This is a genomic window from Pseudomonas sp. Van50 (assembly GCF_055390755.1).
In genome coordinates this window covers 4374023-4396592 of sequence record NZ_AP024343.1, presented here as the reverse complement: position 1 = coordinate 4396592, position 22570 = coordinate 4374023, and the positions used below count along the sequence as shown (strand labels likewise).

Here is a 22570-nt window from a genome sequence, read left to right as displayed (position 1 = left end):
GAGCCCAAACAACATGGAGTACGTCATGCCTGATAACGCGATCAAACTTTATCGCCACCCGTTGTCGGGTCACGCCCATCGTGTCGAGCTGATGCTCTCGCTGCTGGGCCTGCCGACCGAGCTGGTATTCGTGGACTTGATGAAAGGCGAGCACAAGACCCCGGAGTTCCTCGCCATCAACAGCTTCGGCCAGGTGCCGGTGATCGATGACAACGGTGTTGTGCTGGCCGACTCGAACGCGATCCTGGTCTACCTCGCGGCCAAATACGGCAAGGGCCAATGGCTGCCCGGCGATCCGCTCGCCCAGGCCCGGGTGCAGCGCTGGCTTTCGGTGGCCGCGGGCCAGATCAACCAGGGGCCGGCCAACGCCCGATTGATCACCGTGTTCGGCGCCGGCTATGACGCCGAAGATGCCATCAAGCGTTCCCACGCCCTGTTGAAGGTGATGGAGACGGAGCTGGGGCAAAGCCGGTTCCTGGCCGGTGAGCAACCGACCATCGCTGACGTGGCCGCGTACACCTACGTGTCCCATGCACCGGAAGGCAATGTCGCGCTGACCGACTATCCGAACGTCCGTGCCTGGCTGGGCAGCATCGAAGCCTTGCCGAATTTCGTCGGCATGCAGCGCACCGCCAAGGGCTTGCAGCAAGCCTGAGTCAAACCGCAGGAGCTTGCCGGGAGGCCTCTTCCGGCAAGCCTTGAGGCCGAAACCGCCACGTATGTTCAATCTCCCTCAAGCAAGGCTGGATCACCCATGGATCGCTTTCAGGAAATGCAGATTTTCATGGTGGTTGCCGAGGAGGAAGGGTTCGCCGCTGCCGCCCGGCGCTTGCGCATTTCGCCACCGAGCGTGACGCGAGCCATTGCGGCGATGGAAGAACGGATCGGCACCCAACTATTGTCTCGTACCACCCGCAATGTGCACCTGACCGAAGCGGGGCAACGCTACCTGGAAGATTGCCGGCGGATCCTGAGTGAGCTCGAAGAGGCCGAGGAGGCCGCCGCCGGCAGCTACTCGATCCCGTGCGGGTATCTGACGGTTACCGCGCCGGTGCTGTTTGGCGAGTTGTACATCGCGCCCTTGCTGACGGATTACCTGGATCGGTTTCCCTCGGTGCACCTCAATGCCTTGTTGGTCGACCGTGTGGTGAATATTGCGGACGAGGGCATCGATGTGGCGATCCGCATCGGCCATTTGCAGGAAAACAATCAGCACGCCATCAAGGTCGGTGAGGTACGCCAAGTGATTTGCGGCGCTCCGGCCTATTTCCAGCGCCATGGACGTCCAACCCATCCTGGCGAGTTGAGCACGGCCAATATCGTGATGTCTTCGGCCAGTCATTTGCTGAGCCACTGGCAGTTCATGGACGAAGCAAACTCGCTGAGCCTGCGGGTTGACCCACGCCTGGTGGTGACCGCGAATCAGGCCGCGATCAATATCGCCCGCCAGGGCTGGGGCGTTACCCGGGTATTGTCATATCAAGTGGCCCGGCAGGTCGCCGAGGGTGAACTGGAAGTGGTGCTCAAGGCCTTCGAACCACCGGCGTTGCCGATTCACGTGGTGTATCAGAAGAGCAATCGGGTGCCGGCCAAAGTGCGTACGTTCGTGGACTTCCTCGCCGATCGGCTGGGAGACGACGTCACGCTCAAGCCTGTTGTAAAAGGCACCGGCTGATGGCGCGCCACCATGAAATGCTGATATTCCACGCGCTGTCGCAGTGCCCCAGCCTCGCCTCGGCCGCCCAGCGCCTCAACGTCTCCGGCCCGACCGTGATGCGTGCGGTCGCTCGACTGGAAGCGCGACTGGGTGTGCAGCTGCTGTCACGAAGCACGCGCGGGGTGGCGCTGACGGAAGCCGGGGTCGGCTTCATGGCCGATTGTTCACGCATTCTCCAGGCCGTTGACGAGGCTGAAGCATCGGCCAAGGGCTGGCATGTCCAGGCCCAGGGCAATCTGACGATTCTGTTGCCCACCTTGTTCAGCCGTTATGTCATGGCCCCGGTATTGGCCGGCTACATGGATCACTTTCCCGAGATCAGGGTATTGGCCCACTACCATGATCGTTTCCCGAACATGCATGAGGAAGGGCTGGATGTCGCGGTGCTGGTAGGGCATCTACCCAGTTGCTCATTGATCGCACGACCTGTCGGCAGCGTTCGCTCGCTCGTCTGCGCCAGTCCTGGTTATCTGGCGATGTATGGTGAGCCGGTTGTGCCGCAGGATCTGCACGATCACCGCCTGATCGCCACGCAGGCCAACCAGGACTGGGTCCAGTGGTCTTTTCAACAGCAGGGCGAGACCAACGGCTTCAAGGCCCGCACGCGGCTCAGTTGCGCCACGCTACAGGCGGCCATCGACGCAGCAGCTCATGGGGCCGGGTTGACGCGTTGCTTGAGCTATCCGTTGTACGACTATCTGAGCAGCGGACGCTTGCGCAGGGTCTTGCAAGCCTATGAACCACCCTCCATGCCCGTGCAGGTGGTCTACCGTGAAAGGCGCAAGGCGCCGATGCGGGTGCGCAGTTTCGTGGACTACATCGTCGAGCACCTGCGCGAGCACCCGGCCCTGCGAGCGGATATCTCTTGATAGTCAGCGCGCGTTCGGGGCCTGGATCCCACGACGCACCCGCCCTGGCGCCTCGCCGTAGATTTCCTTGAATTTCTTGCTGAACGCAGCCTGGGATTGGTAGCCGACCTGTACGGCAATATCGCTCAGCCCCAGGTGTGAGTGGCTGAGCAGACTGAAGGCCAACTCCATTCGCACTTGCGTCAACAGTACCCACGGCGAGACGCCGGCCAGCTTGACGAATGCGCGCATGAAATTGGCCCGGGACATGCTCGCGAGGTCTGCCAGGCCTTGAATGGTCCACTCGTGCGCAGGGTCCGCCAGCATCGCCTGCCAGGCCCGGCCCAGGCGCTTGTCGCCGAGCAGGGCCAGCGTGCCGCTGTCCTGGCCATGACTCGCCAGGTGCGCACGCAGAATCAGGGTGAACAGGGCCTGGGACAAGGCGTCGAGCAAGAAGCGAGCGCCGGGCTGGTTCCCATCCGCTTCCCCGCGAAGGATTTCCACCAATGCCGGCAAAGGTCCGTTGGCCGGTAAGGCGCCGCTGGGAATCACCAGGTAGTCGGGCAGGGCGCTGAACAGCAACGAAGCCCGGTTGAAGTGAAAACCACCGCAAAGCATGTCCAGCTCCGCGCTGGCACCGCCAATGCGGTGAATCGGCAGGGCGCCTCCGGTCACGATCCGGGGTGAGGTCGGCGTCACCATTTTCCCAGGGCTGTGCATGAGGTGCGGGGCGCCGCGCGGCAGCAGCAGGATGTCACCGGCGCGCATAGGCAAGCGCTGCCCATCGGCAAACTCGACGCGGCATTCGCCGGCCAGCACGATGTGATAGGGCGCCGTGCCCAGGGCATGCTGGCCGTGATCCAGGGCCCAGTCGCCCTGGAACTGACAGCGCAGGTCCAGGCTGCCGCGAACGTTGGCCAGGCTGATGAGTTTATCGATCGCATTCATTTGAGCGTTTCGCCAAAAAAACTGAGCGGATTGAGCAAAACCGAGTGGCGCCAGGGTGAAAAACTGAGGGCGTCAAAACAGTACACCCAACCCACTCAGGAGTTAATGCCATGTTCAATAACTGGTCCGAATTGTTGCCCACCATTCAGAAAGCGTTTGGCGCGCTGGGCCGCAGCAACCCGAAAATGGTCAAGGCCTATATGGCGCTCGGGGAAGCCGCCAGCGAAAACAACGTGCTCGATGCCAAGACCCGCGAGCTGATCTCGATCGCCATCGCCGTGACCACCCGTTGCGACGGCTGTATCGCCGCCCACACGGATGCGGCGATCAAGGCGGGGGCGAGCCGTGAAGAGGTCGCAGCGGCCCTGGCCACTGCGATTTCGTTGAATGCGGGGGCTGCCTACATCTACTCGCTGCGCTCGCTTGAAGCGTATGACACGCTGAAAAAACCGGCGTGACTCATAGCCGGTCCCAAGCCCCGGTCCCTCAACGACACCGCAATGCTGTTCATTTAAGAAAGATGATGGACCTGTGGCGAGGGAGCTTGCTCCCGCTCGGCTGCGAAGCAGTCGTAAACCGGTGGGTGCGGTGTATCTGATGCTCCGCATTTGACAGTTTTTGGGGCCGCTTCGCGGCCCAGCGGGAGCAAGCTCCCTCGCCACGGCTTTGTCGACAGCCTTAAGTGAACAGCATTGCAACGACACCGGGGCTTTTTTGGCTGCCCGGGGCGATTGTTTCAGATGGCGCAATCAAGTCATCAGATTCCTGGGCATTCTCTAAAAACTGTTCGCCAGTGAAACTGATCCCAGAAGCGATCGACCGTTTCGGGCCGTCGCAGTGCTCTCCATCCTCCAGGAGATTTCCCATGATCGACGTCACCTGCACCGGCAACCCTTGGTCGGACACCTCTGTTGCGATTCACCCAGAATACGAAAGCGGATTCCTGTTGCCCCAGTTGATGGGCGCCCTGGCCAGCGAGTCTGCAGCACCCGTTTCGAACGTCCTGTGCCAGCCGAGTACGAGCGGCGCCATGCTGGCGAAGGCGAGCGCTTTTGTGATGCGGGTGCTGAGGTTGACGCCGACCCGCTAAACGCAACGCTGAGCCCGTGGCGGATGTGGACGCGACATGTCCCCTATACAATGCATCGCAATTACCCAAGCTCCAGGTGGTGGTTCCGATGTTGCTACGTCACTTGCGCTATCTGTTGGCGGTCGCTGACCACGGCGGTTTCACGCGTGCCGCCGAGGTGCTGCACGTGTCGCAGCCGACCCTGTCGCAACAGATCCGGCAACTGGAAGAAACTCTTGGCGTGAGTCTGTTCGACCGCACGTCTCGCACGGTCAGGCCCACGGATGCCGGGGCGGCCTATATCGAATGCGCCCGGCGGGTGCTGGTGGAGCTGGCCGCCGGCAAGCGCGCGCTGCACGACGTCAAGGACCTGTCCCGCGGCAGCTTGAGGCTGGCCATGACCCCGACGTTCATGGCTTACCTGGTCGGGCCGCTGGTGCGTGACTATCGAGCGCGATACCCGAATATCCATCTGCAAATCTTCGAGTTGTCGATGGTTGATATCGAGGAGGGCTTGGCGAATGACACGTTAGACATCGCCATCGCATTCGATCAGGTCAGGAGCGCCGATATCGAATCGATCCCGGCGTTCACCGAAACCCTGGGACTGATGGTGGGGCGCAATCACCCGTTGTATGACTGCCAGACCGCGCTGACGGCTGAGCAGGTCGGGCAACTGGAGTTCGCCTTGTTGAGCCCTGACTTTGCCACCCGTACGTGCATCGACGACTACTTCGTCCAGGCTCGGATCACGCCCAAGGTGAGCATTGAGGTCAATTCGGTCAGCACGTTGCTGGAAGTGATCGGGCATTCGGCCGTCGCCACCATTCTTCCAGAGCCCATCGCCACCCAGGAGCGCGCACTGCGCAAGCTGGCGCTGCAGGACGCGGCGCCCCGGCGTGGAGCTTCGCTGTTGCGGCGCAAGAACAACTATCACAGCGCGGCGTCCGTGGCTTTCGTGGAGACACTGTTGCACGGGGTGGATGGCTTTGGGGCCGCTGCGCAGCCCAGCGGGAGCAAGCTCCCTCGCCACCGTGATCGAGGTGGGCAACTGCCATAGACCAGGCAGCTACCCTCACGCGGCAGTCGCCGTCCGGGCCGGTACGGCACACGCCTGGGGGTTGTCCGCCAAGGACTTGAAGCTGCGATTGTCGACGTCCAGGGCGTCGATGGAGCCGGTCTCGATGTCATAGACCCAGCCGTGCAGGTTGAGCAAGCCCTTCTCCTGGGCCAGCCGCACACTCGGGTGCGTCTGGATGTTCGCCAATTGGGCGATGACGTTTTCACGCACCATCGAACTGACTTTCGCCGCGTCATCGACGTGAGGCCGTGACTCATTGATGACCCGTGCCGACTCGGCGTGTTGCAGCCAACCGCTGACCGCCGGCAGGTGATTCATGCAGGCGCATTTGGCGACGGCGGTCATGGCACCGCAATCGGAATGACCACAGATCACGATATCCCTCACGCCCAGCACCGCGACGGCATATTCCACCGTCGCGGAAACACCGCCCGGGTGCGGGCTATAGGACGGCACGATATTGCCGGCATTACGGATCACGAACAGTTCGCCGGGTTCTTGCTGGGTCAGCAGTTCCGGCACAACACGGCTGTCGGAGCAGGTGATGAACAACGTGCCCGGGTGTTGCGTGGTGGCCAGGTGTTTGAACAGATCCGTGCGTTGTGGAAAGACCTCTTGCTGGAACTTCAGGAAACCTTCGATCAGCGCTTTCATGCTGCTTGCCTCCAATGAATAGGGTGTTATCAGTTCGTGCAGCCGTTGCCGATCAGGCTGTATTCAAGAATGTGGGTTTCACCTTGGGAATCGCGATAGGTCATTTGCACTGGCGTCGGCCCGCAGACATCGGCTGGCGTGGTGATGTCCAACACCTGGGCGATGTCCAGATGCATGCCGTAGGCATAGGGAACGACGTCCGCAGGTGCGGTGGATGGTTGGGCATGGGCCGACAGCGAGGCGGTCAGCGACAGGGTCAGAAACAGGAATTTTTTCATGAGTCATGCTCCACGCAAGAATGAGTAGTGAGTTCAAATCAGCGATAAGTTGTTTGCAGCGAAGCCCCAGGTTCGCCTGGGGCCAGCGGGACGATCAGAACGGACGCAGGGGCAGGAACTTGCCGTCCAGGGTGATCACCGCACGCGAGCCGCCTTCAGGGTCTTCGACTTTCTTGATGTCGAGCTTGAAGTTGATCGCGCTGATGATGCCGTCGCCGAACTGCTCATGAACCAGGGCCTTGAGGGTGGTGCCGTAGATCTGGATCATTTCGTAGAAGCGATAGATCGTCGGATCGGTCGGCACGCCAGCGAGGCTGCCGCGCAGGGGAATGATCTGCAGGCGGGCGACCAAGTCAGCGGTCAGGTCGAGCTTCTCGCCAATCACCTTGGCCGCGTGTTCCGGCAATGGATGCTGGCCGAGCAGGGCGGCGGTGACGTAGGCAAGGCTCAGGCCGGTGCCATCGGCCAAGTCCTGCCAGGACAGGTGCTTGCGTGCCTTGGCATCCAGCACTTCGGTGGTCAGGGCCAGGCTGATGTCGTTGTAGGCGTGGGACTGTTGCATGGCGTAGCTCCTATCGGTTTGGATCGGGTTGATGTCGCTTGGTTGAAGCCATCATCTGCCGCTTTAGCTATAGCGTCCAAGACCGATATGCAATGCAATGTATTGGTGTTGCCTATGGGTTGAGGCTGCGTTGTCGAGGTATAAATCCTGTAATTGTTGACCTGTACTAATCTCTTGGCAGGCACGGTAGGAGTAGTCATTTAACTAGCCAGCAGAGATACCTCGAATGACGAATCATGAAACCGATGTCGGCAGAGCCAATGAGGCTGATCTGGACGGGATCCTGGTGCTTCAGGCCGCGAATCAAATGGCCCGCGGCGGCTCGCTTTCTGCGAGCCTGCCAAGGGCCCGTGTGGCAGCGATGATGCAGGAAATGCCTCTGATTGTTGCGCGTCGAGAGGGTCGTATCACCGGTTTCCTGATGACTACCACGCGGGCGATGAATGCTGACCTGCCGATCGTACAGGCGATGTTCGCCGCTTATCATGGAACGCCGGATGCCTATGTCTATGGCCCGATTTGCGTGGGCGAGGCGGAACGTGGCAAGGGTTTGGCCCAGCGAATGTTCGCGGAGCTCCGGCGGCTCGAGCGGGGGCGTGAAGGTATTCTTTTCATACGCAAGGACAATGAACCCTCGCTACGTGCGCATTTGAAAATGGGTATGAAAGAAGTTGCTTCCTTTCCATTCAATGGGTTCGATTTCGCCGTTTACTCGTACATCGGTTAGACAGGAAAAAAGCGCTCACTAGACGATAGTGCCAGTCAGTTAAGCCTCATACCCGTGGGAGCAAAGCTTGCTCGCGATTGGGGTGAGCCAGTCGACAACCCATTGACGGGTCTGCCGCTATCGCGAGCAAGCTTTGCTCCCACAGGTTTTGTGCCGTTTGATCTCTGACTGGCATTACCCACTAGACGATCACCTGAGTGGCAGAAAGAGCTCGGTAATGGCTTGGTTCTCCGCAACGTCCGGAAAGAACGTAATACGCTGGCAGTAGAGGGGGAAATCTCCTGGCTCCTCACCGCTGGCCGGCAACCAGTCCCTGTACAGGTACAGCGCGGCGGGCTCGAGGTTGTCGGCGCCCCCTTCGACCCGCAGCACTGCACAACGTCCGGCGGGAATACTGCCAGCCTTGATCGTTTCTCCGTTCGGCACGACAGGTCGGCCCGTCCCCGCGCATAAATCCAGGCGATAGTCTTGCGGCGGCGTCGTGCGCGGGTCGGTGTGAAAGACATTGAACGTCGGGCTGATCGAGGGGATCAGGCCGACACTTCGCCGCCAGGCAATGAAGCGTTGGAGGGTCGTACCGAGCGTCGAGGGATCGCCTCGGTGCTCCATGATGGCGACGGGGGTCGCGGGAACCGTACGGATCTGTACGTCACTGGGCTGATAGGGCGTGGGCATGAGGCGGTTCCTCGCAGTGTGCAATGGTGTGAAAAGGGTGCTCCAGCGCTGCCAGTCGGGAGACTTGCGGAAATGCGAAGGCGGTTGTCCCACCCGTTGTCGAAATACGCGGGCAAAGGCGTCAGGCGCTGCGTAACCGGCGTCCATGGCGATCTGTGTAATCGTTTCATGTTCGCGAAACGCCAGTTTGTAGGAGGCGCGTTTCAGGCGCGCGAGTTGGACGTAGCGATTCAAAGGCAAGCTGAACGTCGCCATGAACTGCCGGTGAAAATGGTATTTCGAAAAAGCCGCAACGCCACTCAACGTGTCCAGGTCCAGGCAGTCATCAAGGTGCAGGTCGATGTAATCGAGCACCTTGCGCATGCGGGATTGGTAATGCTTTTTTGTGTCGGTCATGGTCTTTCCCAGTAAAGGCCACCAGCATGAGGCCGGCGAGCACAATGCGCTCGACCGATCTTGCTATCTTGAACTTGCAGCCTGCCGGGCTTCGGTGCCGACGACCAGCCAGATGCCGATCCCGGACACCGCCATCCCCACCACCATCTGCCAGGAAAGCGGTTCGTTGAACATGGCCCAGGCCCAGAGCATCGTAATGGGCGGGCTGAGGTACAGGACACTGGCGACGCGGGTGGCGGTTGCGCGGCGCAGGCACAACCAATAGAGGCCGTAGCCGCCCATGGTCGACAGGCCCGCGGTCCACAATACGCTCAGTGCGAAGCCTGTGCTGGGCAGCGGGGCCAGGCTGCCATGGGCGCCCTCGACCAGGGCGAAGGCCAGGCCCGACACGCAACACTGCAGCCACAGGTTGGGCAGCAGCCCCAGCGATTGTTCGGCGGGTAAGTGTTTTTGCCACAGGGTCGCGACGGCGAGCGAGAGCATGCCAAGCAACGGCAGGCCATAGGCCCACAAGGGCGCATTGGCCCACGCCAGTGCGCCCTGGGTCACCAGCGTGACGCCGAGCAGGCCGATGAGCAGCCCCACCCAGACCTGCCAGGCCAGTCGTTGCCGGAGTACGCCTGCGGCGAGCAGCGCCAGGCCATCGGCAGCAGGTCGGCGACCAGCGCGGCCAGGCCCGCCGGCACACCCAGGGCAATGCCTTGGGTGATGCCGCCCAGGTAGCCCGCCATCGCCAGGAGGCCGATGCCGGCGTTCTTCAACAGCACGCTAGGCGAGGTTCGGCGTAGCGGCCTGGCGACGAAGGGAAACAGGACGAGCGTGACCACGACACACCGCCAGAAGACCACCAGCAGGGCCGGCGCGTAATCGATGGAAAAGCGCGCGCCGACGAAGCCCGAGCTCCACGACACCAGCAATGCCGCTTCGAGCAACGGCAATGGAATCAGCCAGTACCAGGCGGGCCGGGGCAGGGAAGTGCAGGTCAGCGATTTATTCGGGTTCATGACCACAGGCTACGAAACCCGGCTAATCTAATAAATCAAAATGTAATGCATCAGTTGTTCACGAAGATTGAATCATGACGGCCATACTCGATATCGACTTGATACGTACTTTTCATGCGGTGGCGCGGATCGGTAAATTCAGTGCGGCGGCAGACCAACTGCACAAAAGCCCGGCGGCGGTCAGTGTGCATATCCAGCGTTTGGAAGCGGTCGCTGGCGGGCGCTTGCTCAACCGGGACAATCAATCGGTATCCCTCACCGCGTTGGGCCAGCGTTTGCTCGTGGCGACGACGGAGCTGTTGAGCACCCATGACCGGGTGCTGGCCGACCTGCACGGAACCCGTTTGGCGGGGCGTATCACCTTGGGGGTGCCGGATGAGTACGCAGACCATGTGATCCGCGACATCCTCCCGACCTTCGCCGCCGCGTGGCCCAACGTGGTGCTGGAGCTCAAGACCGCGCCAAGCTATGCGCTACGCGACCTGGTGCAGCGCGGCAAGCTTCAGGCGGCGGTTGTCGCCCAGCCGAAGGGGCAGGCGAATGCAGAGGTGCAGGTGCTGGTGTCCACCACGCCGGTCTGGGTCGGGCCGGCCCACACGATAGCGGCTTCGATGGAGCCGCTGCCGCTGGCGGTGCATGCGGCGCAATGCCCTTATCGGCAAGCGATGATGGAGTCCCTCAGGCAAAGCGGGCGCAAGACCCGCATCGTCCTGGAAAGCCCCTCCAACCAGGCCGTCAAGGCCTGCGTGGAGGCCGGGTTGGCGATCAGCCTGATCGACCGTGGACGGGTGACGGCTGCCATGCGGATCCTCGAAGGCCTGCCGGTGATCGCGGAGCATGAGGTGGTGTTCATGCGAGCCCAGGCGTCACGCGGCGATGAAGCCGTGAGCCTGCTGGCCCGTGCCATGCAGCAGTATTTCCGGCTGTAGGCATGGAATCGGGGCCGCTGCGCAGCCCAGCGGGAGCAAGCTCCCTCGCCACGGTTGCATGTTCGGCTGGGCGAGGGTGTGATCATTCAAACGCCACCCTCGCCAAAATAGCCCTCAGGTAATGCACCTGTGCGCTTTTGTGGCGAGGGAGCTTGCTCCCGCCGGGCTGCGCAGCAGCCCCATGATCGGGTCAAGCCGACAATGGCGGTGTCCGAGGCGGGACCCGGCGCTTGGAGCCAATCGACTCGAACGCCGACGCCAGTTGCAACAGCCTCGAATCGTCATAGGCACGCCCGGCGAATGTCAGCCCGACGGGCATGCCGATGTCCGCCATGACGCCCATGGGCACGGTGACAGTGGGTACGCCCAGATGGCGGATGGCGAGGTTGCCGTTGGCGACCCAGACCCCGTTGCTCCAGGCGATATCGGCAGATTCCGGATTGATATCCGCATCCGCCGGCCCGACGTCGGCGACGGTCGGGAAGATCACCGCGTCCAGGCCCAGCCGCTCCATCCAGTCTTCCAGGTCGATCCGGCGTGTCGCTTCAAGCCCCCGCAACCCGTCGGGCAGCGTCGGGATCTGGTCCCAGGGCGTAATGCCGCGCTGGGCCATCTTCACATACTCGTCCATGCCGGCGGCCAGATCGTCCTCCCGGTTGGGCAGGGTGCCCGGGTCGTGGGGGAAGATCTTCGGTCCGTCGACATCGGCCAGGCGATTCAATGTCGGATCACCGTTGGCCCGCAGGAAGTCATCGAATGCCCAGGCCGATAGATCCCACAACTCATGGTGCAGGAACTCCTTGGAAACCAGGCCGCGGGTGAACACCGTCGGTGCGCCGGGACGGTCGCCCTCGCAATTGGACACCAGCGGGAAATCCACCTCGACCACTTCGGCGCCGCAAGCTTCCAGGGCCTGGCGGGCTTGCTCCCAAAGGTCGATCACCGAGGCACGGGTGACGATTCGCTGCCCCGTCGGGCCGCCGATGCCGGGGGCCTCGGCGGTGCCGGCTTCAGGGTCCGCATTGATGTACATCCGTGGCACGCCGAACCGAATGCCGGCCAGCGCCCCCGGGTTGCTGGCAAGGCTCGGATACGAGGCAGGACGAACCGACTCGACGCTCGGAATCGGCACCCAGGGTTGCAACCGCCACAGGTCGCCACGGGTGTCCGGGTCCTCGGCGACCACCACGTCCAGCACTTCGAGCAGGTCGGCCATGGTCCTGGCGAAGGGCACGACGACGTCCATCGTCGGCGTCAACGGCCAATTGCCCCGCACCGAAATCACCCCGCGCGACGGCGTGTAGGCGCACAGGCCGTTGTTCGACGCCGGACCGCGTCCGCTCGACCAGGTTTCCTCGGCAAGGCCAAACGCGGCGAAACTGGCGGCGGTTGCCGTGCCCGCACCGTTCGAGGAGCCGGAGGCAAAGGGCGCGGTGAGGTAGTCGCCGTTGTACGGGCTTTCCGCGCGGCCATACACCCCGCGCTGCATCCCGCCATTGGCCATGGGCGGCATGTTGGTCTTGCCCAGGCAGATGGCCCCGGCGGCGCGCAGTCGTTCGATGGTGAACGCATCGCGATAGGCCACCAGGTCCTTGAACGCCGGGCTTCCGGAGGCGGCGGTGAGCCCTTTGACCAGATAACTGTCCTTGGCCGTATACGGAATGCCGTCGAGTGGGCCGAGGGTCTGGCCACTGGCCCGACGGGCATCGGAAGCCTGCGCTTCCTTCAGCGCATCCGGGTTGCGCACCACCACTGCGTTGAGGGCCGTGGGGGTGTCGGGGCCGTCGTAGGCATCGATCCTGGCGAGGTAGGCCTGGACAAGCGCTACCGCTGTGGTCTGGCCCGATTCCAGCGCGGCGCGCAGTTGGGCAATGGAGACTTCGGTGATGTCGATCATGCAGTTACCGCCGCGGTAGAAGGATGACGGGGAGTGCGGGTCCATTGACGTCGGGCCTGGCACTTCAGGTCATCTAAAGGTGGATATTTATCGGGTTTTGCCTACTGTACTACGGAAAAACAAACAAAGGCAGCCCGTGTTTGATCGGACTATTTCTCAAGCGTACGCAAACTTCCCATCTTCAGACTTCGTTAAGAAACGGCCTCGATACTTCTCCCCAATAGCCCGAGGGAGAATGTTGTGCCATGCCCGATTTTGACTGGAACATCCACTTGCCGCTGGCCTTCGGTGATGCCGGCCCGCCGGTTCGGCACTTGCACCGGGCGTTGCCGGGACAAGCCCGGCGAGCTGAGTTCGAGGCGTTCATCCAGCAGCGTTTTCGCCAGGTCCACGGTGCCGATATTCGTCACTTCATGCCGGAGCTGTTCGGGCTCGACGATGTCCACGGCACGCTCTGCGCAGCGGCTGGCGTGCGCCGGGCCGCCCAGGGGCCGCTGTTCCTCGAACATTATCTGGACAGCCCCGTCGAGCCTTTGATCAGCGCCGCCGCCGACCGTCCGGTGGATCGCGCCGGTATCGTCGAAGTCGGCAATCTGGCCGCCAGTGACACGGGCAGCGCCCGGCTGAGCATCATAGCGATCACTTATCTGTTGGCCATGGGCGGCCTGGAATGGGTTGCGTTCACTGGCAATATCGGCCTGGTCAACAGCTTCCATCGCCTGGGTCTCAAGCCCGTGACCCTGTGCCCGGCCGATCCGCAGCGCCTTGGCGAGGAGCGTCACCTCTGGGGGCGTTACTACGAAAGCCAGCCGTGGGTTCATGTCGGAAACATCCGCGCCGGTTTCGTTCACCTGCGTAATACCGGCGTGTTCAATCGCCTGGGACTGCCGACGGACCTCGGAGAAACCAGCCATGTCGCCTGAAATGGAACGCTTCAAGCGCACTCTGCGTGGTCATGCCGAGCGCAGGGGCCATGCCGTGGCACTGTGGGGCGACGGTTCGCAGCTCGACTACGCAACGCTTTATTCCGAAGTGGTGTACCGCCAGCAACGCCTGCGCGATGAACACATCAGCGTTGTCGCCCTGGCCCTGGACAACGGCATTGAAGCGATGCTCTGGGACCTTGCCGCGCTGTTCGAAGGGCTGGCCTGCGTCATCCTGCCCGGTTTTTTCAGCCAGGCACAACGTCGCCACTGCCTGGAGCAGAGCCAGGCCGAGCGGGTGATTGCCGAGCCTGCGTTCGAAACGGAACTGCAAGCCGCCGGATACCAGCACAGTGGCGAGTTCTGGCGGCGGCATTTCGACGGGCCGAGTCGTCTGCCGGCAGGCACCGCCAAGCTGACCTTCACGTCCGGAACCACTGGCACGCCCAAAGGCGTCTGCCTGAGCGCCGACAGCCTGTTGCGGGTGGCCCGTGAACTGGAACAGGCCAGCCAACCGGTCGAGGCCAGGCATCACTTGGCATTGTTGCCCCTGGCGATTCTGCTGGAAAACCTTGGCTGCTACGCGGCGTTGTATGCCGGTGCCATGCTGAGCCTGCCCAGCCAGAGGACGCTTGGCATCCAGGGCGCCAGCGGGGTCGACCCGACGCGCCTGCTGGGATGCCTGGCCGAGCGTCGGGCGCAGAGCCTGATCCTGGTTCCACAGCTGCTGCTGATGTTGGTCACGGCTGCCGAACAAAAGATGTTCAACCCGCACATCGTGCGATTCGCCGCCGTCGGCGGGGCACGGGTGTCCCACGATTTGTTGCAGCGGGCCCAGCGTGTTGGCCTGCCGGTGTTTGAAGGCTATGGGCTGTCGGAATGCGCTTCGGTGGTGTGCCTCAATCGGCCACAGGCTCATCGTGCCGGCAGTGTCGGCCAGCCACTGCCCCATGTGGAGATCCGCTTGGCCGATGACGGCGAAGTCCTGATCAAGGGCTCGACGCTGCTCGGTTACCTGGGGGAGCCTGCGCACGCCAGCGAATGGTGGCCCAGCGGCGACCTGGGTGAGTTCGACGAGGACGGTTTCCTTTACCTGCGAGGTCGCAAGAAGCACCAATTCGTCACCAGTTTCGGTCGCAACGTGAACCCCGAATGGGTTGAAGCCGAACTCACCCAGGGCGGTGACATTGCCCAGGCCTTTGTCTATGGCGAAGCCATGCCGCACAACCATGCACTGCTCTGGCCTGCCCGCGCCGACTGTACCGATCAAACGCTGGAGCTGGCCGTGGCCAAGGCCAACGACACGTTGCCCGATTACGCGCGGGTCCATTGCTGGACGCGCCTGGACCAACCCTTCAGCGCTGCCAACGGCATGCTCACCGCCAATGGCCGGCCACGCCGGGAAGCCATCGTCGAGCATTACCGCGCGCAGCTCACTTCACCCGTCTTGTCCGAGGAATCCCCATCATGAGTTTTTTTGACACGTTGCAAGAAGCCACCCAGCAAGAGCGCCAGACCCTGTTCAATCTGCCGATCATTCGTGACGCCCTCGACGGCCAGGTCAGCCTGGCCAGTTACCGGGGCTTCCTGATCCAGGCGTATTACCACGTGCGCCATACGGTGCCGTTGATGATGGCGTGCGGGGCGCGCCTGCCAACGCACCTGGAATGGCTGCGCAAGGCCGTGTGCGAATACATCGACGAAGAGTACGGCCATGAGCAATGGGTGCTGGATGACATTGCCGTGTGCGGTGGCGATAAGGAAGCGGTGCGCAACGGCCAGCCTTCGTTACCCATCGAGCTGATGGTCAGTTACCTCTATGACTTGATCGCCCGAGGCAACCCGGTTGGCCTGTTCGGCATGGTCAATGTGCTGGAGGGCACCAGTATCGCCCTGGCGACCCATGCCGCCGACAGCATCCGCCAGCGCCTGGAATTGCCGCCCACGGCGTTCAGTTATCTCAGCTCCCATGGATCGCTCGACATCGAGCATATGCAGACCTATCGCGGGCTGATGAACCGCCTGGACGATCCGGCGGACCAGGCTGCGGTGATCCATGCCTCCAAGGTGGTGTACCGGTTGTACACCGACATGTTCCGGGGCCTGCCGCGTGACGGGGAGCCTGAACATGCGCCTGTGTGATGCACGTGTCGTGCTGACGGGCGCCAGCGGTGGCATCGGCCAGGCCATCGCCGCTGCCCTGTGCGCCAGTGGCGCGCGGGTGCTGGCCGTCGCCAGGCATCGCGAAGCCTTGCAGCCGTTGCTGGAGCGTTATCCGCAGCACTTGAGCTGGGTCGAAGCCGACCTGACCTTCCTCGCCGACCGACGCAAAGTGCTGGTCGCCGCCGAGGCCCAGGGCGGCATCAACCTGCTGATCAATGCCGCGGGCGTGAACCACTTCGCCATGCTCGAACAACTCGACGACAGCGAGATCAACGCCATGCTGGCGCTGAACATCAGCGCGCCGATCTGCCTGACCAAAATACTGTTGCCGCTGCTCAAGCAGGCCGACAGCGCGATGGTGGTGAACGTCGGTTCGACCTACGGATCAATCGGCTACCCGGGCTACGCCAGTTACTGCGCCAGCAAGTTTGCCTTGCGCGGTTTTTCCGAAGCCTTGCGCCGGGAGTTGGCCGACACCCGTATCGGAGTGCTCTACGTGGCGCCCCGGGCCACCCGAACCTCGATGAACAGCCCGGCAGCCGACGCGCTCAACCAGGCCCTCAAGGCCAACGTCGACGACCCGCAAACCGTGGCGGCGGCGGTGATCCACGCGATTATCGGCGACCGGCGCGAGCTGTATCTGGGCTGGCCTGAACGCTTTTTCGTCGGCCTCAACAGCCTGCTTCCCAACTTGGTGGATCGGGGTCTGCGCAAGCAATTGCCACTGGTCCGTCGCCTCAGTCGCAAACCTGAAAACGAGCACCTCAAGCCATGAAAAAAATCCTTGCTTGCCTATTGATCGGCACCCTGAGCCAAAGCGTCTGGGCATTGGAGGCGGCCGACCAGCAACGTCTCAGCGACATCCAGCAGCGCTGGGCCCACATTCAATATGAATTGCCAGAAGGCCAACGCGCCGACGCGTTCGAAAAACTCGCGACCCAGGCCTCGGCATTCAAGCAGGAGCGCCAATCGGTGGCCGAAGCATGGATCTGGTCCGGTATCGTCAACAGCAGTTGGGCCGGTGCCAAGGGTGGGCTCGGTGCGCTGGGCAAGGTCAAGGACGCCAAGGGCGACCTGGAAAAAGCCCTGACCCTGGACCCCAAGGCCCTGCAAGGCTCGGCCTACACCAGCCTCGGCGCACTCTACGACCGGGTGCCGGGCTGGCCCCTGGGTTTCGGCGATTCGGACAAGGCCGAGCAATTGCTCCAGCAGGCGTTGCAACTCAACCCGAACGGCATCGACAGCCTGTACTTTTGGGGCGATCACCTCTACCGTCAGAAACGCTACAGCGAAGCCAAGGCAGCGCTGCAAAAAGCCTTGCAGGCAGCGCCGCGGCCGGGTCGGGAAACGGCCGATGCCGGGCGCCGCAAGGAGATCGACGCGTTACTGGTGGATGTGAACAAGCAACTGAACTGACAGGAGCGCGTGTGCGTTTATTACTGATCGAAGATGACGTGGCCTTGGGGGAGGGCATCCATCAGGCCTTGAGTCGCGAAGGCTATACCGTCGACTGGTTGCAGGACGGCAGCAGCGCCTTGCATTCGCTGCTCAGTGAGACTTTCGACCTGGCGGTGCTTGACCTTGGCTTGCCACGCATGGACGGCCTGCAGGTGTTGCGGCGCTTGCGTGACAGTGGTTCCAACCTGCCGGTGCTGATCCTCACCGCCCGCGATGCCACCGAGGATCGCATCGCCGGGTTGGACGCCGGGGCTGACGACTATCTGGTCAAACCCTTCGACCTGGCGGAACTCAAGGCCCGGCTACGGGCCCTGCTGCGCCGCAGCGCCGGCCGCGCCCAAGCGTTGATCGAACATGCCGGTATCAGCCTGAACCCCGGCACCCAGCAAGTCAGTTACCAGGGCAAGCCGGTGGCCCTGACGCCCAAGGAGTATCAGTTGCTCCATGAACTGCTCTCGCCGCCGGGCCGCGTCATGACGCGCGATCATTTGATGCAGTTGCTCTACGGTTGGAGCGAGGAGGCCGAGAGCAACACGCTGGAAGTGCATATCCATCACCTGCGCAAGAAATTCTCCACCGACCTGATCCGCACCATTCGCGGTGTCGGTTACCTGGTGGAGGAGCGCCGATGAGTTCGATCCGGCGGCGTACCCTCACGTTGATCCTCGGCCTGCTGTTCCTTGGCCTGTTGATCATCACGGTATTCAACCTGCATGACAGCAACCACGAAATCGCCGAGGTCTACGATGCCCAATTGGCGCAGAATGCCCGGCTGCTGCAGGGTGTGATGCGCATGCCGATGGCGAGCAAGGAACACGCCGAACTGTATCAGGCGTTCAATTCGGCGTTGGGGCAGGCGGTGCCTAAAGTCGACGGTCATCCCTATGAAAGCAAGATCGCTTTCCAGGTCTGGAACTCACAAGGTTCGGTGCTGGTTCATACCACCAGCGCACCGTCGTTCACCTCACCCCCGGTTGCGCCCGGTTTCAGCGAGATCGTGGACCAGAAGAACCGTAAGTGGCGGGCGTTCGTCCTGGACGACGCGCAATACGGGTTGAAGATCTGGGTGGGCGAGCGCGACGACGTGCGTGCCGACCTGGTCGACCGCATTGTTCGTCACACCGTCGTGCCCAACCTGATCGGCAGCGTGGTGCTTGCCGCCGTGATCTGGCTGGCCATCGGCTGGGGGCTCAAGCCCCTGGTCGATATGGCGGCAAAGCTGCGCGCCAGGCATCCCGGTTCCCTGGAGCCCTTGCAAATGATGCCGCTTCCTACCGAGCTTGAGCCCATGCAGGCGGCACTCAACCGTGTCTTGGCGCAGATCCAGGAGGTGATGGGCCGTGAGCGGCGTTTCATCGCCGACGCCGCCCATGAAATGCGTACGCCCTTGGCCGTACTGCGGGTGCATGCACAGAATCTGATGGAGGCGGGGAGCGAGCAAAGCCGTCGCGAGTCCCTGGAACACCTGATCGCTGGCGTCGATCGCACCACGCGTTTGGTCAATCAGCTGCTCACCATGGCGCGGCTCGAACCGCAAGCAGGTGTGCCGACGCCTGCGGTCATCGACCTGGCCGCCACGGTTCGGGCGAGCCTGGTGCAAATGACGCCCTGGTTGTTGAGCAAGGGGCTCGAGCCGGTGCTGGATGTCAGCGATGACATCGGTCCGGTTCGAATCGACCCGGTGGCCATCGATATCGCCTTGAACAACCTGGTGACCAACGCGGCCAATTTTTCTCCGGCCAACGGCACGATCACCGTACGCCTGGCCAGGAAGGGCGATCACTACGAGCTGTCTGTCGAAGACCAGGGGCCGGGTATCGACGAGGCCGAGCGTGAGCGGCTCTTCGAGCGGTTCTACAGTCGTGGCAATGACCAAGGGGCGGGGTTGGGGCTGACGATCGTACGCACCATCGCGGATCGTCTGGGAGGGCACATACGCCTGGAGAATCGCACCGAGGGTGGGCTGTGCGCGACCTTGGAAATAGGGCGCTTCTAAGCGATTTTCCGCTGCCATGACAGGTGGCCGATCCCGTGCGGTGCTTCAAGCAGGCGCATCGGCCATGGATTGCCGGGCGAGAAAGTCGACTATCTCGCCAACCGTGCTGCGTGCCGTGCGTGTAACGCCAATCAGGGTGGCGGACGCCGACCCCGTCCACTCGCCGTAGCCGACCAGCCACAGCCTGGGCTCTTGTATCGAGCGGGTGCCCTCGACCTCCACAGGGCCGTCGTTGTTGAGCACCCCCAGCGCATCCAGATGCTGTAGGGCGGGCCTGAATCCGGTGCACCAGATCACCACGTCCACGGCTGATTCGCGGCCGTCGGCCCAGATCACGCCGTTGCGGGTAAAGCGCTCGAAAGGCCTGACGGCCTGAAGGACGTTGCGTTCACGGGCCTCGACCACCGGCGGCACCATGACGATGTCACCCAACCCTCCCACGGGTTGATCAATGACGCGACCTTCCTGCTGGGCCTTCCAGCGCTCGGTGGCGCGCTCGAACAACACGCGCCCATCGACCTCGTCAGGAAGGAACAGTGGTTCGATGGGGGTGACCCAAGTGGTCTCGGCGATTTTCGACACCTCGGCCAGAATCTGCGCGCCTGAATTGCCACCGCCTACAACCAGGACCTTCTTGCCAGCGAACGGGGATGCCTCGACATAGTCCGCCGAATGCAATTGCTGCCCAGCGAACAAGGCTGCATCAGGGTAACGAGGGATGTAGGGGTTGCTCCAGGTGCCCGTTGCGCTGACCACGACCCGGGCGTCCCAGTGCTTCTCGGGGGTGTGTACCCGCAAACCCGTTGCTGTGCGTTCCACACGCGTGACCTGTACCGGTCGCACCACGGGAAATCGATAGCGCTGTTCGTACTGCGTGAGGTAGTCGATCACGTGGTCTCGCGACGGATAGCCATTCTGTGTGGGGGGCATCATCCAGCCGGGGATCGAACTCCATGTAGCCGGGGAAAAGAGTCGCAGCGAGTTCCAGCCATGCCGCCAGGCACCACCGGGTTCTTCCTGGGCGTCGAGGATGACGAACGAGAGAGGCGTACGCCGCAGGAAATAGGCCACCGCCAAGGCCGCTTGGCCGCCACCGATGATGATTACGTCAAATGTCTCGGGCTGTGAGCAGGGCATGGCGGCGAATCCTTCGGTTGAGGGAGCCCGTTGCAAGGCTCCAAGAGGGGCTTGCAACGTCAATGGCCGCTCCAGGAGAAAGGCCGTTGTGCGCTTCAGCAACGTTTGCAGGTCTTGATGCCCAATAACGAATAGAGCGGACAGAAGCGAAAGATACCCGTGGCCAGTGGCACCAGGCCAATCCAGCCCCAGGCGCCGATCGAGCCCGTCAGGGCCAGAATTATAAGGACAAGCCCCACGGCAATGCGTGCGCCCCGGTCAATGGTTCCAATGTTGGCTTTCATGGCAATCTCCTGATCAATGGACACGCCGGGTTTCCAGCACGGTGAACAACCACATGCCCGCCAACATGGCCAGCATGAAGACAAAGGCTTGCCAGTGTCCGGTCAGCAGGATGGCCACGGCGGGGCCAGGGCAGATGCCGGCGATGCCCCAACCGATACCGAACACCAGGCTGCCACCGATCAGGCGTGGGTCCAGTTCTCGCTTGACCGGCAACTGCATGGGGCTGCCCAGCAGCGAATGAGTCTGTTGGCGCGCCCAGGCCAGCGGGACGATCGCGGTGCCAATCGCTCCGATCATCACCAGCGCCAGGGACGGATCCCAGGCGCCGGCCAGGTCCAGGAAACCCAATACTTTTTCCGGGTTGGCCATGCCTGCCAGGAGCAGCCCGAAACCAAAGAGCAGGCCAGCGATGAATGCCGTCAGTTTGCGCATGTTCAAACCCCTATCACGTGACGCAGGACAAATACCGTGGCGAAACCGCTGAGCATGAAACACGCAGTGGCGACCATCGAGCGCGGTGACAGGCGCGACAGGCCACACACGCCATGGCCACTGGTGCAGCCCGAACCGTAACGAGTGCCGACACCCACCAACAGGCCCGCGACAGTGAGGCCGAACCAGCCGTTCTGGAACTCGATCGGTGGCAAGGAGGCAAACACGCCCCATACCAGCGGCGCGACGAGCAGGCCCAGAAGAAACAGAGCCTTCTCGCCCAGCCCTTCGCTGCCACGCTGCAGCAGGCTGCCGATCAGCCCACTGATGCCGGCGATCCGGCCGTTGGCGACCACGAACAGGCCGGCCGCCAAGCCAATCAACATACCGCCGGCAAGGGATGACCAAGGCGTAAAGTTGAGCCAGTCAAGATTCATCAGCGTTCTCCGGTACACAATCGTTGATATTCCACTATGCGATTCAACCCAGGGCTTTTACCAGCAGCGCGGCCGCTACCAGCGTCGACACAAGGGCGAAGCCATCTTTGCAGATGGGTTCCGGCAACTTGGCAGCGACCAGGCGCCCGCCGAGCATGCCGACGATGGCCCCCATGGAAAAGGGTAGCGCTATTGGCCATTGCAGGTGGCCTGTCGCAGAGCTCGTCAGCACCCCTGACAGGGCAACCCAAGCGATAACGGTCAGCGACGTGGCGAGCACCGATTGCGTGGTCAGATTGCTGTACCGTTGGCGCGCCGGAACCACGACGAAACCACCGCCCACGCCGAGCAGCCCGAAAAGCACCCCGCCGACCACGCCCTAAGTCGTGAGCACCCACGCGCAAGGGCCGGTCCAGTTAGGCGCTGCCCTGGGAGACCGGTCTAGGGAGATGGCGTCCCCATGTTCTGCTGGTGCTGCATCATCTGTTCCATCATCATTTGCTGCATGCCCATGTAGTTGTCCATCATGTACTGGTGTTGCTTCATCTGCTCAGGCGTCATCCGGGAATAGTGGTTGCCCATTTGTTTCCAACCCATCATCGGGCCGTGTCCCTTCATATGGCCGCCCATCATGCCGCCCCCATCATCCCATTCATCATCTGCATGCTTTGCTGCATCATGGCCTGGTGATCTTGCATGAGCTTCTGGCGTTGCGCCGGATCGGTGGTTTTCTGGATCAGGCTCATTTGCTCCTGCATCTTCTTCAGGTTTTCCTGGGCTTTCGCCATCTGCTGATCAAATTGTTCAATGCTCATTGATGGCGGCGTCGGATTGGCGGCGTCGGTGGCCTGCTGGGCAAAGGTAGGCGTGGGGAAAAGCACCGCGGTCAGGGCGAGGGCGGCGAGTCTGGATGCGTTCATGGTTCAGGTCCTGGCGGGTGGGTAGGGGAGTGAT

General features: G+C 62.3%; 27 protein-coding genes and 2 pseudogenes. 15 read left to right on the top strand and 14 right to left on the bottom strand.

What is annotated here, in order from left to right; translation table 11 throughout:
• Positions 1–25: 25 nt before the first annotated feature.
• The 3 genes from ACZ5M5_RS18470 to ACZ5M5_RS18460 all read left to right on the top strand — a co-directional run bounded on the left by ACZ5M5_RS18470 (position 26) and on the right by ACZ5M5_RS18460 (position 2586).
• The gene (locus tag ACZ5M5_RS18470) at positions 26–655 is read left to right on the top strand and encodes a glutathione S-transferase family protein (RefSeq protein WP_464737758.1); all 630 of its coding nucleotides are present in this window, start codon (positions 26–28) and stop codon (positions 653–655) included.
• A 99-nt stretch (positions 656–754) separates the two neighbouring features.
• Complete coding sequence (locus ACZ5M5_RS18465; RefSeq protein ID WP_464737757.1) at positions 755–1675, top strand: LysR family transcriptional regulator; 921 nt, start codon at positions 755–757, stop codon at positions 1673–1675.
• Positions 1675–2586: a LysR family transcriptional regulator gene (locus tag ACZ5M5_RS18460; RefSeq protein WP_103308020.1), complete on the top strand. Its 912-nt coding sequence runs from the start codon at positions 1675–1677 to the stop codon at positions 2584–2586. Before ACZ5M5_RS18465 ends, ACZ5M5_RS18460 begins: the two co-directional genes overlap by 1 nt.
• Positions 2587–2589: 3 nt before the next feature.
• On the opposite strand, the gene ACZ5M5_RS18455 is transcribed toward ACZ5M5_RS18460, so the two are convergent.
• Entirely contained in the window at positions 2590–3513 is a 924-nt protein-coding gene (locus ACZ5M5_RS18455) for an AraC family transcriptional regulator (protein WP_464737756.1), read from the bottom strand.
• 110 nt (positions 3514–3623) lie between these two features.
• Between ACZ5M5_RS18455 and ACZ5M5_RS18450 the strand changes: the two genes are divergently transcribed.
• Positions 3624–3971, top strand: a complete 348-nt coding sequence (locus tag ACZ5M5_RS18450; protein WP_060741839.1) for a carboxymuconolactone decarboxylase family protein — start codon at positions 3624–3626, stop codon at positions 3969–3971.
• Positions 3972–4191: 220 nt separating this feature from the next.
• On the opposite strand, the gene ACZ5M5_RS18445 is transcribed toward ACZ5M5_RS18450, so the two are convergent.
• Positions 4192–4380, bottom strand: coding sequence for a hypothetical protein (locus ACZ5M5_RS18445; protein ID WP_207283073.1), 189 nt, complete (start codon positions 4378–4380; stop codon positions 4192–4194).
• Between ACZ5M5_RS18445 and ACZ5M5_RS18440 the strand changes: the two genes are divergently transcribed.
• Positions 4379–4603 (top strand): hypothetical protein, encoded by a 225-nt coding sequence (locus tag ACZ5M5_RS18440; protein WP_060741841.1) that lies wholly within the window; start codon positions 4379–4381, stop codon positions 4601–4603. The genes ACZ5M5_RS18445 and ACZ5M5_RS18440 overlap by 2 nt on opposite strands.
• An 88-nt stretch (positions 4604–4691) precedes the next feature.
• Entirely contained in the window at positions 4692–5642 is a 951-nt protein-coding gene (cynR, locus tag ACZ5M5_RS18435; protein ID WP_464737755.1) for a transcriptional regulator CynR, read from the top strand.
• Positions 5643–5657: 15 nt separating this feature from the next.
• Here the strand turns inward: cynR and ACZ5M5_RS18430 are convergent, their stop codons facing one another.
• The 3 genes from ACZ5M5_RS18430 to cynS form a co-directional block, all read right to left on the bottom strand.
• Positions 5658–6317 (bottom strand): carbonic anhydrase, encoded by a 660-nt coding sequence (locus ACZ5M5_RS18430; protein WP_464737754.1) that lies wholly within the window; start codon positions 6315–6317, stop codon positions 5658–5660.
• A 29-nt stretch (positions 6318–6346) separates the two neighbouring features.
• Positions 6347–6595: a DUF2790 domain-containing protein gene (locus ACZ5M5_RS18425; protein WP_464737753.1), complete on the bottom strand. Its 249-nt coding sequence runs from the start codon at positions 6593–6595 to the stop codon at positions 6347–6349.
• A gap of 94 nt (positions 6596–6689) precedes the next feature.
• Positions 6690–7157, bottom strand: coding sequence for a cyanase (gene cynS / locus ACZ5M5_RS18420; protein WP_060741845.1), 468 nt, complete (start codon positions 7155–7157; stop codon positions 6690–6692).
• A 226-nt stretch (positions 7158–7383) separates the two neighbouring features.
• Between cynS and ACZ5M5_RS18415 the strand changes: the two genes are divergently transcribed.
• Positions 7384–7884 (top strand): GNAT family N-acetyltransferase, encoded by a 501-nt coding sequence (locus ACZ5M5_RS18415; RefSeq protein ID WP_177431674.1) that lies wholly within the window; start codon positions 7384–7386, stop codon positions 7882–7884.
• A 189-nt stretch (positions 7885–8073) separates the two neighbouring features.
• Here the strand turns inward: ACZ5M5_RS18415 and ACZ5M5_RS18410 are convergent, their stop codons facing one another.
• Positions 8074–8955: an AraC family transcriptional regulator gene (locus ACZ5M5_RS18410; protein ID WP_464737752.1), complete on the bottom strand. Its 882-nt coding sequence runs from the start codon at positions 8953–8955 to the stop codon at positions 8074–8076.
• Positions 8956–9018: 63 nt separating this feature from the next.
• Positions 9019–9959 (bottom strand): annotated as a pseudogene (locus tag ACZ5M5_RS18405) (DMT family transporter).
• A gap of 74 nt (positions 9960–10033) precedes the next feature.
• Between ACZ5M5_RS18405 and ACZ5M5_RS18400 the strand changes: the two are divergent.
• On the top strand, positions 10034–10888 hold the full coding sequence (locus ACZ5M5_RS18400) for a LysR family transcriptional regulator (RefSeq protein ID WP_103308023.1): 855 nt from the start codon (positions 10034–10036) through the stop codon (positions 10886–10888).
• Between the two features lie 190 nt (positions 10889–11078).
• Here the strand turns inward: ACZ5M5_RS18400 and ACZ5M5_RS18395 are convergent, their stop codons facing one another.
• A complete protein-coding gene (locus ACZ5M5_RS18395) occupies positions 11079–12785 on the bottom strand; it encodes an amidase (protein WP_103308024.1) in 1707 nt (568 codons plus the stop codon).
• A gap of 245 nt (positions 12786–13030) precedes the next feature.
• Between ACZ5M5_RS18395 and ACZ5M5_RS18390 the strand changes: the two genes are divergently transcribed.
• The 7 genes from ACZ5M5_RS18390 to ACZ5M5_RS18360 are packed head-to-tail and all read left to right on the top strand — an operon-like array spanning position 13031 to position 19325.
• Positions 13031–13708, top strand: a complete 678-nt coding sequence (locus tag ACZ5M5_RS18390) for a thermostable hemolysin (RefSeq protein ID WP_464737751.1) — start codon at positions 13031–13033, stop codon at positions 13706–13708.
• A complete protein-coding gene (locus tag ACZ5M5_RS18385) occupies positions 13698–15179 on the top strand; it encodes an AMP-binding protein (protein WP_464737750.1) in 1482 nt (493 codons plus the stop codon). The genes ACZ5M5_RS18390 and ACZ5M5_RS18385 overlap by 11 nt, the downstream gene beginning before the upstream one ends.
• Complete coding sequence (locus tag ACZ5M5_RS18380; protein ID WP_060741852.1) at positions 15176–15850, top strand: TenA family transcriptional regulator; 675 nt, start codon at positions 15176–15178, stop codon at positions 15848–15850. Before ACZ5M5_RS18385 ends, ACZ5M5_RS18380 begins: the two co-directional genes overlap by 4 nt.
• Positions 15837–16646 (top strand): SDR family oxidoreductase, encoded by an 810-nt coding sequence (locus ACZ5M5_RS18375; protein WP_060741853.1) that lies wholly within the window; start codon positions 15837–15839, stop codon positions 16644–16646. The genes ACZ5M5_RS18380 and ACZ5M5_RS18375 overlap by 14 nt, the downstream gene beginning before the upstream one ends.
• On the top strand, positions 16643–17287 hold the full coding sequence (locus ACZ5M5_RS18370) for a tetratricopeptide repeat protein (RefSeq protein ID WP_060741854.1): 645 nt from the start codon (positions 16643–16645) through the stop codon (positions 17285–17287). The genes ACZ5M5_RS18375 and ACZ5M5_RS18370 overlap by 4 nt, the downstream gene beginning before the upstream one ends.
• 11 nt (positions 17288–17298) lie before the next feature.
• Complete coding sequence (locus ACZ5M5_RS18365; protein WP_122565764.1) at positions 17299–17961, top strand: response regulator; 663 nt, start codon at positions 17299–17301, stop codon at positions 17959–17961.
• Entirely contained in the window at positions 17958–19325 is a 1368-nt protein-coding gene (locus tag ACZ5M5_RS18360; protein WP_060741856.1) for a sensor histidine kinase, read from the top strand. Before ACZ5M5_RS18365 ends, ACZ5M5_RS18360 begins: the two co-directional genes overlap by 4 nt.
• Before the next feature lie 45 nt (positions 19326–19370).
• Here the strand turns inward: ACZ5M5_RS18360 and ACZ5M5_RS18355 are convergent, their stop codons facing one another.
• From ACZ5M5_RS18355 to ACZ5M5_RS18330, 6 genes and pseudogenes are all read right to left on the bottom strand, one after another.
• A complete protein-coding gene (locus ACZ5M5_RS18355) occupies positions 19371–20462 on the bottom strand; it encodes an ArsO family NAD(P)H-dependent flavin-containing monooxygenase (RefSeq protein WP_464737749.1) in 1092 nt (363 codons plus the stop codon).
• Positions 20463–20557: 95 nt separating this feature from the next.
• Entirely contained in the window at positions 20558–20746 is a 189-nt protein-coding gene (locus ACZ5M5_RS18350) for a YgaP family membrane protein (RefSeq protein WP_092141787.1), read from the bottom strand.
• A gap of 13 nt (positions 20747–20759) precedes the next feature.
• Complete coding sequence (locus ACZ5M5_RS18345; RefSeq protein ID WP_103308029.1) at positions 20760–21179, bottom strand: DUF6691 family protein; 420 nt, start codon at positions 21177–21179, stop codon at positions 20760–20762.
• 2 nt (positions 21180–21181) lie between these two features.
• Positions 21182–21616 (bottom strand): YeeE/YedE family protein, encoded by a 435-nt coding sequence (locus ACZ5M5_RS18340; protein WP_464737748.1) that lies wholly within the window; start codon positions 21614–21616, stop codon positions 21182–21184.
• 43 nt (positions 21617–21659) lie between these two features.
• Positions 21660–21992 carry a TSUP family transporter gene (locus tag ACZ5M5_RS18335; RefSeq protein WP_305891268.1) on the bottom strand — a complete coding sequence of 111 codons (333 nt, stop codon included), beginning with the start codon at positions 21990–21992 and terminating at the stop codon, positions 21660–21662.
• A 65-nt stretch (positions 21993–22057) separates the two neighbouring features.
• Positions 22058–22536 (bottom strand): annotated as a pseudogene (locus tag ACZ5M5_RS18330) (hypothetical protein).
• Positions 22537–22570: the final 34 nt, after the last annotated feature.